The organism is Streptomyces sp. NPDC001339 (assembly GCF_042895955.1).
Classification (GTDB): Bacteria; Actinomycetota; Actinomycetes; order Streptomycetales; family Streptomycetaceae; genus Streptomyces.
On sequence record NZ_JBIAWT010000003.1, the window covers coordinates 529012 to 542138 of the forward strand.

Consider the following 13127-nt stretch of genomic DNA (forward strand, 5'->3'; position numbering starts at 1 on the left):
GCCGCCATGAAACACCCGAAAGAAGCCTTGAATCCCCTGAATCCCCTGAAACACCTGCAACCTCCGCAACCCCTGAACTCCCCGACGCACACCACGGACCACCGATGACCCGCGCAGCGCTGCTCGTCCTCGCCGACGGCCGGTTCCCCGCCGGAGGGCACGCCCACTCGGGCGGCGCCGAACCGGCCGTCGCCGCGGGGCACATCACGGACGCCGCCACCCTGGAGACCTTCTGCCGGGGCCGGCTGCACACCGCCGGCCTGGTCGCCGCCGGGCTCGCCGCCGCGGCCGCGGCCGGCTGCGACCCGCTCCTGCTGGACGACGCCGCCGACGCCCGTACGCCCGTACCGGCACTCCGTCAGGTCGCCCGGCGGCTCGGCCGGCAGATGATGCGGGCGGCCCGCGCCACCTGGCCCAGCGCCGCCCTCGACGCGCTCGCCGCCGCCCGCCCCCGCGGGGCGCACCAGCCCGTCGTCCTGGGCCTGGCCGCCCGGTCCGCGGGCCTGACGCCGCTCGACGCCGCGTACGCCGTGGCATACGAGACCCTCAGCGGCCCGGCCACCGCGACCGTCCGGCTGCTCGGCCTGGACCCCTTCGACGCCACCGCCGTGCTCGCCCGCCTCGCCGCCGACCTCGAACAGGTCGCACAGGAAGGCACCGAGGCCGCGGCACGCGTCGCCACCGAAGGGACCGACGCCCTGCCCGCCGCCTCCGCGCCGCTGCTCGACATCAGCGCGCAAGCGCACGCCGTCTGGCCGGTACGCCTCTTCGCCTCCTGACCCCGCCCGGCACCCCGCCGGACCCCGGGCCGCCCCCCCGGGTGGCCGTACGACACACCGGAGTTGACCATGCACCTCGACCACCACGAGACCTTCCCCGAGCGCCACACCTACAGCGCGGCCGGGCCGATACGGCCGGACGGGCGTCGCCGGGCGCTGCGCATCGGCCTCGGCGGCCCGGTCGGCACCGGCAAGACCGCCACCGTCGCCGCGCTCTGCCGCGCGCTGCGCGACGAGCTGTCCATCGCCGTCGTCACCAACGACATCTACACCCGCGAGGACGCCGAATTCCTGCTCCGCGAGGCGGTGCTGCCGCCGGAGCGGATCGCGGCGGTGGAGACCGGGGCCTGTCCGCACACCGCGATCCGCGACGACATCTCCGCCAATCTGGAGGCGGTGGAGGACCTGGAGGACGCGGTGTCGTCCGAGGGGGGCGGCGGCCCGCTGGACCTGGTGCTGGTGGAGTCGGGCGGCGACAACCTCACCGCCACCTTCTCCAAGGGCCTGGTCGACGCGCAGATCTTCGTCATCGACGTGGCCGGCGGCGACGACATCCCGCGCAAGGGCGGCCCCGGCGTGACCACCTCCGATCTGCTGGTCATCAACAAGACCGACCTCGCGCCGTACGTCGGCGTCGACCTGGACGTCATGGCCCGGGACGCCGGGGCGCAGCGCGGTGAACTGCCCGTCGTCTTCACCGCGTTGAAGTCGGAGAACGGCGTCAAGCCGGTGGCGGACTGGGTCCGGGCCCGGCTGGCGGAGTGGACCGCGGGCCCGGCGTGACTCCCGCGCCGCTCCAGCAGACCGCGCCGCCCCAGCAGACCGCGCCGCCGCGGACCACGGCCGCGCCGGCCGTGCCGCCGCCGACCGCCGCCTCCGTACTCCCGGTCGCGGGCCTGCGCGCCACCGCCCGCATCCTCGCCCGGGCCGATACGGACGGCACGACCCGGCTGCCGGTGCTCGACGGCGACGGTCCGCTCGCCCTGCGCCGCGTCCGTACGGGCACCGGCCAGGCCCGGGTCTGCCTGGTGGGCGCCATGAGCGCGCCGCTCGGCGGCGACCGGCTGGCCATCGAGGCCACCGTCGAGGCGGGCGCCGCGCTGTGCGTCACGTCCGCCGCGGCGACCGTGGCGCTGCCCGGCCGCACGGCCGCACCCGCCACCTACGACGTGCGGCTGACGGTCGGCGACGGAGCGCGGCTGGACTGGCTGCCGGAGCCGCTGATCTCCGCCGCGGGCAGCGACCTGAGGATGACCACCACCGTCGAACTGGCCCCCACCGCCCGCCTGGTGCTGCGCGAGGAGCAGGTCCTGGGCCGCAGCGGCGAGCGGACCGGAACGCTGCGCAGCCGGCTCACCGTCCGCCGCGCCGGCCGCACCCTGCTCGACCAGGAGACGGCGTACGGGCCCGGTGTCCCGGGCTGGGACAGCTCGGCCGTCCTGGGCGGCCACCGCGCCGTCGGCCAGCTCCTGGTCGTGGACCCGGAGCCGGCGGAGAGACCGGCCGAAGTGCGGCTGCTGGGCGATGCGGCGTCGGACGGGCGGCAGGGCGGCGGTGCGGGCCAGGGTGTCCTGGCCCCGCTCGCCGGCCCCGCCGCGCTGGCCACCGCCGTGGCCCCCGACGCGCTGTGGCTGCGGCGGCTCCTCGACGAGGCGGCCGCCCGGAGCGGCACCGCCGGCTGAGTCCGGTCCCTCCGGCCCGGGTTGCCCTATACCTCCAGCTCGGGTTCGAGCCGGGCCAGGCGGTGGCGGGCCATGGCGAGGTTGGCGCGCTTGCGGTCCAGCACCAGGTACAGGAAGAGCCCGTTGCCGCTCTTGGCGGTGAGCGGACGGATGATGTGGTACTGCGTGGACAGGGTGATGAGGATGTCCTCGATGGTGCCCTGGAGTCCCAGCAGCTCCATGGTGCGCATTTTCGCGCGGATCACGTCGGTGTTGCCGGCCGCGGCGACATCGAGGTCCATCACCTGACTGTCGCCGAGGGTGGCGAGCGCCATCCCGCTGGTGTAGTCGACGAGCGCGGCACCTATCGCGCCCTCGATGGTCGACATCGCCTCGGCGAGCACGGATTCCATATGAGACATGGGGGATTCAGCCTTTCTTTCGGTTCTTCTTCGGTTCTTCGGCGGTGTTCCGGTGTTCCGGTTTCCGGTGTGCCCGGTGCTGCGGTCGTGCCCGGCGCTGTGGTGGTGCCGGGTGCCGCCGCGCGGCGGGTGCCTCCCGGAGGCGGGCGGGCGGCGGGTCAGCGCGGTGCCTCCCCCGCCCTCGGCTGCTCCCGGGCGGGGGGAGGACCCCCATGAGCGGGAGGTACCCCGCCGTCGACCAGCGCGCCGATGCGTTCGGCCGCCCGTCTGGCCTCCAAGTGGAGCCGTCCCACGTTGGTGTCCGGGCCGGCGACGGCCGTGAGGACCGCCCGGCGGCCGGCTGCGTAGGCCGCGACATAGCCACCGGTGCCCCGTGTCAGGGACTCCTCGAAGCCACCCTGCCCGGTCGCCTCGGTGAGGCGCTTGGCGACCCCGATGGCCGCGGCGGTCAGCGCGGCGAGACCGTCCGGTTCGATGTCCGCCAGATCGTGGGCGATCACCATGCCGTCGGCGCTCGCCACCATCCCGCCCTGGAAATGCCGTACTTGCTCGCGCAGCGCCAGCAGCTCGTCCCGTAACCGGGGCTCGATCGTCATCAGTCTCCTTCTTACGGCACGCCGTACGAGGGCGCGCCTCATGCGGTGCGGGGTCCTCGGTCGCAAGGGTTCACAGGTTCTCCTCCAGAGCCGTACGCAGTCGGACGAGGAGGGCGATGTCCGGATCGGTGATACGCGCGAGGTCCGGCAGGTCCGGTACCGCGGGGTGCCAGACCACAGGACGGCGCTGACCGTCGGCGGGCGGTGGCTGTCCCCGCAGCCCCGCGCCGGGCCGCCGCCGGGGGAGCGGCCGCGCCGTCGCCGGCATACGGACCAGGCCGGCCGCCGCGAGCCGGCGGACGTCCAGCAGCGTCACGAACGCGGACTGGCCCAGCGCACCGGCGAGTTCGCAGGGGGTGTGCCGACCGTCGGCGCGGTCCAGCAGCCGCCGCTGCCGGCTCGTGGCGGGGAGGACATTGCCGGCCGGGTGTACGGGGACCACGGGCGCGGTGTCGGCCGCCGCCCAGGGACGCAACTGGTCGAGCAGGGCGCGGCGGCGGGCCGTGGCCCGCAGCAGCGCGGCGGCGCTGATCCGGCGGACGACGCCCAGCCAGTGCCCGGTCCCCGGGGTGAACGAGGTGTCCTCCGGCGGCAGCGGCAGCGCGAAGAACGCCGCGTCGAGCAGCGCCGCGAGATGGCAGATCTCCAGCTCCCCCTGGGTCAACCAGCCCTCGCTGACCAGGAACTGGCCGCCGCGCCGCTGCGGGCCCGCGGTCTCGGCGGCGTACCGCCAGCCCCGCGGCGGCACCTTGCCGGCCGCGGTGAGCCGTACGCCGAGCCCCGGCGCGGCGGTGTCCTCGACGTAGGTGACCGCGCCGTCGAGGAGGTAGACGCAGCCGTGCGGGCCGCGCAGGGCGCCGGTGACGCGCTCGGCGGCGCACCGGTCGAGCAGCCCGGCCGGCGCGGGCTCGCGGGAGAAGGCCGGGTCGGGTAGGCGGGAGGAGGCCGGGTCGGGTAGGCGGGAGGAGGCCGGGTCGGGTGGGCGGGAAGAGGGGGGCAGGCCCATGGCTGGTTCCTTAACCGTTGGTGCGAGGGGGCGGAGCGCGGCGGTCAGGAGGTGACCAGCTCCGCCGCCAGATCACGCAGCCGCAGCCGGGCGACGGCGAGATTCGCCTGTGCCCGGTCCAGCCAGAGGTAGAGGTACGTCTGGCTGTCGAAGGCGGTGTGCACGAAACGGATCAGGTGGTAGCTGCCGGCGGCCGTGATGATGAGGTCCTCCAGTGCCGGGCCGGTGGTGCCCGCGGTGTCGAACGTGGCGTTGCGCGCCACGGCCTGCACCACTTCGGCGGTGTCCGCGGCGGCCGCGTCGGGATCGCCGTGCGGTGCCTGGCCGACCGTGCCGAGCGTCAGCCCGCTGGTCCAGTCGATCAGGCCGGCGCCCAGGACGCCCGGAATCCGCATCGCCTGGGACAACACCTGATCGATACCCGGCACTGCGGAGCTCCTTCGCGACGGCTTGAACGGGCGCTTGAACGGGCGCGAAAACGCCGAAGCCCTCCCTGTGGCGGTGTGTGGGAGAGCCTTCACGGAAGGTTACTGAAGGTGTGCGACAGGCACATGCCTCCGGGACAGGTCAGGTGCAATTGACGTGTTCTCGCCCCTCCTCGGCACTCCGGCGGCCAACGCACCGGGCGCCGGCCCGTACGCCGGCCGGCCGTCGATGCGCGCCGGGGTCCGGCGGTGTACTCACCCCCCTCGTCAACTCACCGCCATCCCTGGTGGGTTGAACGTTCCGCCGCTACGGCGCAGAGTGCGCGAAACCGCGCGCCGCCGCCCGCGCGGCTTGGCTGGAATGTGCCGGCTCACCCACCCTCTCCGGCCGTTCCGCACGGGCCACTGGCGAACCGAAAACCTACAGGTTGGTAAAGAATTGGGGTCCGAGCCTGTTCAGGAGGGGATGCCGGAGGCCAGGATTCCTCCGTAGACCTGTGATCACCACAGCCACAAGTGGCCACCGAGCAGGGGGAAACCACCACGTGAGAAGAACAGCAGCGCTCGGCGCCGCCGGCACCCTGGTGACCGGCGCGCTCCTCACCGGAGCGATAGCCGCCCCGCCCGCCAGCGCGGGCCAGCACCCCAAGAACGGAACGGCCGAAGCGCGCGGCGTACAGACCGCCGCCGCCCGCGCGGCCGAGCAGGGCATCGACTGGCAGGACTGCCCCGCCGACTGGGGCCTCAAGTCACCCGTCCAGTGCGGCTATGTCACCGTCCCGGTCGACTACGCCCGGCCCGAGGGCCGCACCATCAAGATCGCCGTGGACCGGGCGGTCAGCACCGGCAGCAAGAAGGAGCGCCAGGGCTCCCTCCTCTACAACCCCGGCGGCCCCGGCGGTTCGGGCATGAGGTTCCCCAACCGCATCACCACCAAGAGCCCGGTCTGGGCCAAGATCGCCAAGGCGTACGACTTCGTCGGCTTCGACCCGCGGGGTGTGGGCCACTCCGCGCCGATCTCCTGCGTCGATCCGCAGAAGTTCGTGAAGGCCCCGAAGGCCGACCCGGTGCCGGACACCGAGGCCGACAAGCGCGCCCAGCGCAAGCTCGCCAAGGAGTACGCGCAGGGCTGCCTGGAGCGCAGCGGTGACCTCCTGCCGTACATGACCAGCGAGAACACCGCCCGCGACCTGGACGTGGTCCGCGCCGCGCTGGGTGAGAAGAAGCTCAACTACCTGGGCGTCTCCTACGGCACCTACCTGGGCGCCGTCTACGCCACGCTCTTCCCGGACCACGTCCGCCGGATGCTGTTCGACAGCGTCACCAACCCGGCCCGCCACAAGGTCTGGTACCAGGCCAACCTCGACCAGGACATCGCCTTCGAGACCCGCTGGGGCGACTGGAAGAAGTGGGTCGCCCGGCATGACGCCACGTACCACATCGGTGACACCCCCGAGAAGGTCCAGGCGGCCTGGGAGGAGCTGCGCGCCACCGCCAAGAAGCACCCCATCGGCGGCGTCGTCGGCCCCGCCGAGCTGACCGGATACTTCCAGAACGCGCCGTACTACGACTCCAGCTGGGCCCCGGTCGCCGAGACCTGGAGCGCCTACCGCGCCGGCGACAGCAAGCCGCTGGTGAAGAACGCCGGACCGGACCTCAAGGACACCGCCGGCAACATCGCGGCGGAGAACGGCAACGCCGTCTACACCGCCGTCGAGTGCACCGACACCGCATGGCCCACCAGCTGGCGGAAGTGGGACCGCGACAACACCCGCCTCCACCAGCGGGCACCGTTCATGACCTGGGCCAACGCCTGGATGAACCTGCCCTGCGCCACCTGGCCGGTCAAGCAGCAGCGCCCGGTGGAGGTCAGGACCGGCAAGGGTCTGCCGAACGTGCTGATCGTGCAGAGCGAGCGGGACGCGGCCACGCCGTACGACGGTGCCGTCGAGCTGCACAAGCGGTTCGAGGGCTCCCGCCTGATCACCGAGCGGGACGCCGGCTCGCACGGTGTCACCGGGGAGACCAACTCCTGCGTCAACACCCGGGTCGACGCCTACTTCCTCGGCGGGAGGACCGATGCCGCGGACGTGACCTGCGCTCCGCACGCGGAGCCGGAACCGTCCAAGGACAAGGGCAAGGACAAGGCCGCCGCCAAGTGACCCGCCGTCACACCCGACGGTGACACCGAGGGGTGGACGGAGGAGGCAGGAAGGGGCGGCCGGAGTGCCCTCGGGCACACCGGCCGCCCCTTGTGCTGCCGTCAGTACCCGGCGCCGGGCATCAGGCCGCCGGTACCCGGCGCGCGCATCACGCCGTCAGCCCCTCGGCGTGCACCGGTGCCTGGGCCTGCGCCCTGGCGTCGACCGCGTACATGTCGACGTACTCCTGGCCGGACAGGGTGAGGATCGCGTACATGATCTCATCCGTGGCGGCGCGCAGCACAAAGCGGTCGTCCGCCATCCCCTCGTACCGCGAGAAGCCGAGCGGCGCGCCGAAGCGGATGCTGATCCGCTTGAACCGCGGCACCAGCCGGCCGGTCGGCTGCGCCTCGAACGTGCCGATCATCGCGCACGGGATGACCGGCACCCCCGTCTGGATGGCCATCGACGCGACCCCGGTACGGCCCTTGTAGAGCTGGCCGTCGTGCGAGCGGGTGCCTTCCGGGTAGATCCCCAGGAGCTGGCCGTCGCGCAGGACGGAGAGGCCCGACGAGATCGCTGCCTGCGAGGCGCGGCCGCCGGAACGGTCCACCGGAATCTGCCCCAGCCCGCGGAAGAACGCCGCGGTCAGCCGCCCTTTCAGCCCGGACCCGGTGAAGTACTCGGATTTGGCGAGGAACGTCACCCGGCGCGGCACGATCACCGCCAGGACGAAGTGATCCGCGAACGAGAGGTGGTTGCCCGCGATGATCGCGGCGCCGTCCTCCGGCAGATGCTCCAGCCCCTCGATCCGCGGCCGGAATATCAGTCGCAGTAGTGGCAGGAGGACGAACTTCACAGCCTGGTAGAACACGGGGGGCGACTCCCTCTTCCGTCGGATCGTTCGATGGCTACGTCGTTCCAGGTCACGAGGGCTCTCGGGACGGGCGTGAGGCTATGGGCAACCGTCGCGGCCGGTCACCACCTCCGGTCGGATTCCGGCACCGTGCTCCGCTGCCGCCGCAGCTCGCTCCGGCATCTCCGGATGGCATTGAACTGCCCCTGGAGCGGCCTGAGTTGGGGCCTGTGGAGGTGGCGAGGACGCCGGGTGCCAGGGCGTCCGGGGCCGGGGACGGGAGCGATGACATGGCTCGAAAGAGCGGAGCGGCCCGCCGGCGGGGAGCGCCGCCGGCTCCCTCGCCCGGCCGAGTCCGTACGGGCGACAGCACGGCGTGGCCGCTTGTGCCCCGGCAGCGGGCGAGGTGGCCTGAACTCACCGAGCGGTCCCAGGACCGAGCGTTCCCAGGACCGACGTTCTCAGGACCGAGCGTTCTGAAGGAGACATCGATGCCCGTCAGCCGCCGACGCCGATCAGTCCGTGCCGCCGTGCCCACCGCTGTGTCCGTCACCGTGTCCGCGGCGCTGACCGGCACGTTCTGCGCCGCTTCGGCCGTCGCCGCCCCGCCTCCGCAGCCGGACGCCGCGGGACAGGCGGGACTTCCGGCACAGGCCGTGGCCGCCCTCGCACCCCAGCCGCCCGGCAGCGACCAGGGACTGCTGCTGACCGTGTCCGGGGACAGCGGCACCTGGATCCGGGGCGTACGGCTCGGCTGCCCGGACAGCTACGGCAGACATCCGCACGCCCTGGCCGCCTGTAACGCGCTGACCTGGGCGCGCGGGGACATGGACGCGCTGCCCGGCGAGCCGCACCCCTGCACCAAGCAGTACAACCCGGTCACCGTCAGCGCGTCCGGTACCTGGCGCGGCGGCCCGGTGAACTGGCGCAAGGAGTTCTCCAACGCCTGCATGATGGACGCCGCGACCGGCGCCGTCTTCCGCTTCTGAGCCCGGCGGGCCGGCCGCCCCGTCCTCCTGCCGCCCGGTCGGAACCGTCCCGGTCAGACCGGTTTCGCCGCCACCACCCCGAGTGTCACCAGCGCCAGCACCACCCACGAGAACCAGACCCAGCCGTTGGAGCCCATCGCCACGGTGTACGCGGTGGCCACCACCAGCCCGCTCACCGTGAGTACGGCCATCGTCCTAGCAGATCCGGGCATACCCGCAACCTCCTCACGGCAGCCCGCGGCGCATATGCCACGGGCCGCGGCCATGGGACCATCGTCCCCGGCCGCGGCCCGTACCGCCAGACGGTCTCCCCAGAGGGGTGTCCCTGTCGCCGCTACCGCCCCCGGGCGTGGAGAGAGGCGAGGTAGGCGTTGTATTCGGCCAGTTCCTGGTCGCCGTTGCGGTCGGCGGCCCGGTCGGCGCGCCGGGACACCCGCTCCTCGGACTTGCGCCACTGGTAGACCAGCGCGATCAGCACCACGACGGACGGGATCTCGCTGAACGCCCAGGCGATACCGCCGGCCGCCTGCTGGTCGGCGAGCGCCTCGATCCCGAGCGAGGCCGGCGGGTTCACGAAGGTGCCGACCATCGGCTCCGACGCCATCATCAGCGCGATACCGAAGAAGGCGTGGAACGGCATCCCGGCGAACAGCTCCAGGATGCGCATCACATAGCCGGGCCGGTGCGGTCCCGGATCGACGCCCATGATCGGCCAGAAGAAGACCAGGCCGACCGCGAGGAAGTGCACCATCATCCCGATGTGCCCGGCCCGGGACTCCATCAGGAAGTCGAACAGCGGCGTGAAGTACAGGGCGTAGAGGCTGGCGATGAACATGGGGATGGTGAACGCGGGGTGGGTGATCACCCGCATGTACCGGCTGTGCAGCAGCGCCACCAGCAGCTCGCGCGGGCCCTTGCGGCCGCGCCCGGCGGTCGGCAGCGCGCGCAGCGCCAGCGTCATCGGAGCCCCGAGCAGCAGCAGGATCGGGGAGAGCATGCTGACGATCATGTGCTGGACCATGTGCACGCTGAACATCGCCATGCCGTAGTCGTTGAGCTGGGTGCACATCGCCAGCGCCACCGTCACCACGCCCAGCACCCAGGCCACGGTCCGGCCCACCGGCCAGGTGTCCCCGCGCCGTCGCAGCCGGACCACCGCCCAGCCGTAGAGTCCGAGCCCCAGCAGGCAGCCGACGAGGAAGAACGGATCACCCCCGAACTCCAGGCCCCGCGTCAGCGTGAACGGCGGCAGATCCATGTTCATGCCGTGCCCGCTGTGATCCATCCGCTCGCTCCCGATTCGTACCGATGCTCCGGCCACAAGAGTAGAACCGCACCTGGCCGCGCCACGCGGCAGGGGCCGCCTCCCCGGCCTCCCGACGCCGGGCAGGCACACGTACGCCCGCGGTGCGGGACCGCGGGCGTACGGAGAAGAGGCGCCGGAGGGCGCCGGGAAGGGGTCAGGCGGGCTGCTGGGTCGCCGCGGCGATCCGCTCCTGGCGCAGCGCCTCGTACCAGTGGTCCTCCACCGGCGGCAGCGCGTTGACGTCCAGCGCCAGCTTGATGAGCAGGTCGGCGATGTGCGGGTTGCGGGCCATCACCGGGCCGTGCATGTACGTCCCGAAGACCGTGTCGTTGTACGCGCCCTCGTAGCCGTCACCGACGCCGTTCCCCTTGCCGAACCGTACCTTGGCGAACGGCCGGGCGGTCCTGCCCAGATGCGTCACGCCCTGGTGGTTCTCGAAGCCGGTCAGCGGCGGCAGCCCCAACTGCGGGTCGATATCGGCGAGTACGTCGCCGACGCAGCGCTCGCCCTCACCACGGGTGCTGACCACGTCCAGCAGCCCCAGCCCCTGCTGCCGCTCGCCCAGATCGTTGATGAACTCGTGGCCCAGGATCTGGTAGCCGGCGCACACCGAGAACACGATCGCGCCGTTGGCGACCGCGCGGGACAGACCGCCGTCCCGGATCAGCCGCTCGGAGGCCAGCCGCTGCGGCCGGTCCTCGCCGCCGCCGATCAGGTAGATGTCGCCCGAGGTGGGGATCTGCTGGTCGGAACGTACGTCCAGGCGCTGTACGTCCAGTCCGCGCTGGCGCGCCCGCCGCTCCACCACCAGGGCGTTCCCCTGGTCGCCGTAGGTGCTCAGCAGGTCCGGGTAGATCCACACCAGGCGCAGGCTGTTGTCACTCATGCTTGCTCGTCCTTGTCCGTGAAGGTCGGTGGATCCCGGTCAGTTGCCCACGCGGCGGCGCAGGTCCTGGAAGGCGGTGTAGTTGGCGATGACCTCGATCCGGCCGGGCGGTGCCAGCTGCACCGCCTCGTCGAGGCTGTCGCACACCCGGAAGTCCAGGCCCGCGACCTCCAGCCGCACCGCCAGGTCCAGCTTGCGGTCGCCGAGCACGTAGATCGGGTGCCCCGCCAGCCGGGTGTAGTCGACGTCCCACAGCCAGGAGGTGTCCGTACCGTCCGCGCCGCGCGCGTTCACCGACATGATCACCGGGGTCGGCGGCGGGTCGATCAGCGAGAACGTCTCCAGCCAGCCGGCCGGGTTCTTCGCCAGCAGCAGCCGCAGCTCGCGCTGCTGGAACGTGACCACGTCGTAGCGGCCGGCCACCGCCTGCACGGAGAACATCCGCTCCAGGGCGACCTGCGGCGGCACCCCGAAGGCGGCGGCCACCGCGGCGGAGGTGGTGGCGTTGGCCTTGTTGGCGCGGCCCGGCAGCTGCAGCTTGATCGGCCAGGCGCTGCCGTGCGGGTCGAGGACGTGGTCGCCGGAGAGCGCCCAGCTGGGCGTGGGGCGGCGGAAGCCGCACTCGCCGCAGAACCAGTCGTCGCCCGGCCGCTGCATCACCCCGCCGCACGAGGGGCAGGACCAGGCGTCGTCCTTCCACTCCTGCCCGGCCGCCACCCACACCACGTTCGCGGAGCCCGAGGCGGCCCAGACGATCAGCGGGTCGTCCGCGTTGGCGATGATCAGCGCCTTGGAGCCGGACAGGCCCTCGCGCCACTTCTCGGCCAGCATCCGGGTCTCGGCGGCACGGTCGAGCTGGTCGCGCGAGAGGTTCAGCAGCGCTATGGCCTTCGGCGTCACATCGCGCGCCACACCCGCGAGGTACTTCTCGTCGACCTCGATGACGCCGTACTTGGCGTCCGAGCCGCCGGCCAGCGCGGAGGTGATGCCCGCCGGCATATTGGCGCCGAGCGCGTTGGAGACCACCGGTCCGCTGGCCCGCAGCGCCTCCGCGATCAGCCGGGTCGTGGTCGTCTTGCCGTTGGTCGCCGACACCAGGACGACGTCCAGGTGCCGTGCCAGCCGTGCCAGCAGGTCGGGGTCGAGCTTCAGCGCCACCCGGCCACCGATCACCGATCCGCTGCCGCGGCCCGCCGCGCGCGACACCGCTGCCGCGGCCTTGCCCGCCGTCACGGCCAGCTTGGCCCGCGGCGACAGCGGCTCCGTGTTGCCTGCCATCGTCCTTGATCCTCCTTGCGTCCGGCGCCCGTCCGTCGTGCGGCCGCCGGTGGAACGCCCCCTCCGAAGCCGATGACGTGACCGGCCGGAGGCATCGGTCGGGGATCAGCCTATCGAGATCCGGCCGTGGGCCCGAACCCCGCCACCCGTGCGACGACGTCCGGCGGGTGCGGGACCGTACGCTGGAGCCCATGCGTCCCCGCACCATTCCCGGCAGTTCCGGCCGTATCCGCCCCCTGCGCCTCCTCGGTGACCCCGCCCTGACCGGCTCCTGCCAGGAGGTCGCCGCCTTCGACGGTGAGCTGGCCCGGCTGATCGAGGACATGTACGCGACGATGTACGCCGCGCGCGGTGTCGGCCTGGCCGCCAACCAGATCGGCGTCCCGCTGCGGGTGTTCGTCTACGACTGCCCTGACGACGAGGACCGCCGTCACCTGGGGCACCTGGTCAACCCCCGGCTCGTCGAGGCCGACGGCCCGGTCGTCCGCGGGCCCGAGGGGTGCCTCTCGCTGCCCGGTATCGAGGCCGGCACCCCGCGTCACGATCATGCCGTGGTGACCGGATTCAGCGCGTCCGGCGAGCCGCGGACGGTGACCGGCACCGGCTTCTTCGCCCGCTGCCTGCAGCACGAGTGCGACCACCTCGACGGTGGTCTGTACGTCGACCGGCTCACCGGCCTGCGCCGCCGCCGGGCGCTGCGCGCGGCGGCCAGGGCCCCGTGGGCGGCCGGTGCCGGACCGGCGGCCGCGGTCGGCGGCTGAGCGGCCGGTCCGGCCCTTCCC

General features: G+C 72.8%; 15 protein-coding genes. 6 read left to right on the plus strand and 9 right to left on the minus strand.

Annotated elements, in window-relative coordinates; all coding sequences use genetic code 11:
* Nucleotides 1–104: 104 nt before the first annotated feature.
* The 3 genes from ACFY12_RS11365 to ACFY12_RS11375 all read left to right on the plus strand — a co-directional run bounded on the left by ACFY12_RS11365 (nt 105) and on the right by ACFY12_RS11375 (nt 2461).
* Entirely contained in the window at nt 105–779 is a 675-nt protein-coding gene (locus ACFY12_RS11365) for an urease accessory protein UreF (protein WP_390715526.1), read from the plus strand.
* Nucleotides 780–848: 69 nt separating this feature from the next.
* The gene (gene ureG / locus ACFY12_RS11370; protein WP_390715527.1) at nt 849–1562 is read left to right on the plus strand and encodes an urease accessory protein UreG; all 714 of its coding nucleotides are present in this window, start codon (nt 849–851) and stop codon (nt 1560–1562) included.
* A complete protein-coding gene (locus ACFY12_RS11375) occupies nt 1559–2461 on the plus strand; it encodes an urease accessory protein UreD (protein WP_390715528.1) in 903 nt (300 codons plus the stop codon). The genes ureG and ACFY12_RS11375 overlap by 4 nt, the downstream gene beginning before the upstream one ends.
* Before the next feature lie 26 nt (nt 2462–2487).
* Here ACFY12_RS11375 and ACFY12_RS11380 read toward each other — a convergent pair whose 3' ends face one another.
* The 4 genes from ACFY12_RS11380 to ACFY12_RS11395 form a co-directional block, all read right to left on the minus strand.
* Entirely contained in the window at nt 2488–2862 is a 375-nt protein-coding gene (locus ACFY12_RS11380; protein WP_390715529.1) for a hypothetical protein, read from the minus strand.
* A 158-nt stretch (nt 2863–3020) separates the two neighbouring features.
* A complete protein-coding gene (locus tag ACFY12_RS11385) occupies nt 3021–3458 on the minus strand; it encodes a roadblock/LC7 domain-containing protein (RefSeq protein WP_390715530.1) in 438 nt (145 codons plus the stop codon).
* A 70-nt stretch (nt 3459–3528) separates the two neighbouring features.
* Entirely contained in the window at nt 3529–4464 is a 936-nt protein-coding gene (locus tag ACFY12_RS11390) for a hypothetical protein (protein WP_390715531.1), read from the minus strand.
* Nucleotides 4465–4508: 44 nt separating this feature from the next.
* On the minus strand, nt 4509–4892 hold the full coding sequence (locus ACFY12_RS11395) for a hypothetical protein (RefSeq protein WP_390715532.1): 384 nt from the start codon (nt 4890–4892) through the stop codon (nt 4509–4511).
* Between the two features lie 542 nt (nt 4893–5434).
* Here ACFY12_RS11395 and ACFY12_RS11400 point away from each other — a divergent pair.
* Entirely contained in the window at nt 5435–7051 is a 1617-nt protein-coding gene (locus ACFY12_RS11400) for an alpha/beta hydrolase (protein WP_390715533.1), read from the plus strand.
* Nucleotides 7052–7199: 148 nt separating this feature from the next.
* Here ACFY12_RS11400 and ACFY12_RS11405 read toward each other — a convergent pair whose 3' ends face one another.
* Complete coding sequence (locus ACFY12_RS11405) at nt 7200–7904, minus strand: lysophospholipid acyltransferase family protein (protein ID WP_390715534.1); 705 nt, start codon at nt 7902–7904, stop codon at nt 7200–7202.
* Nucleotides 7905–8416: 512 nt separating this feature from the next.
* Between ACFY12_RS11405 and ACFY12_RS11410 the strand changes: the two genes are divergently transcribed.
* Nucleotides 8417–8875 carry an SSI family serine proteinase inhibitor gene (locus ACFY12_RS11410; protein WP_390715535.1) on the plus strand — a complete coding sequence of 153 codons (459 nt, stop codon included), beginning with the start codon at nt 8417–8419 and terminating at the stop codon, nt 8873–8875.
* A gap of 53 nt (nt 8876–8928) precedes the next feature.
* Here the strand turns inward: ACFY12_RS11410 and ACFY12_RS11415 are convergent, their stop codons facing one another.
* From ACFY12_RS11415 to ACFY12_RS11430, 4 genes are all read right to left on the minus strand, one after another.
* Complete coding sequence (locus ACFY12_RS11415; RefSeq protein ID WP_390715536.1) at nt 8929–9087, minus strand: hypothetical protein; 159 nt, start codon at nt 9085–9087, stop codon at nt 8929–8931.
* A gap of 122 nt (nt 9088–9209) precedes the next feature.
* Nucleotides 9210–10160 (minus strand): cytochrome c oxidase assembly protein, encoded by a 951-nt coding sequence (locus ACFY12_RS11420; protein WP_390715537.1) that lies wholly within the window; start codon nt 10158–10160, stop codon nt 9210–9212.
* Between the two features lie 175 nt (nt 10161–10335).
* A complete protein-coding gene (locus ACFY12_RS11425) occupies nt 10336–11067 on the minus strand; it encodes a type 1 glutamine amidotransferase (protein ID WP_390715538.1) in 732 nt (243 codons plus the stop codon).
* Nucleotides 11068–11106: 39 nt separating this feature from the next.
* Entirely contained in the window at nt 11107–12345 is a 1239-nt protein-coding gene (locus ACFY12_RS11430; protein ID WP_390715539.1) for a MurT ligase domain-containing protein, read from the minus strand.
* 191 nt (nt 12346–12536) lie between these two features.
* Between ACFY12_RS11430 and def the strand changes: the two genes are divergently transcribed.
* Nucleotides 12537–13106 (plus strand): peptide deformylase, encoded by a 570-nt coding sequence (gene def, locus ACFY12_RS11435; protein ID WP_390715540.1) that lies wholly within the window; start codon nt 12537–12539, stop codon nt 13104–13106.
* Nucleotides 13107–13127: the final 21 nt, after the last annotated feature.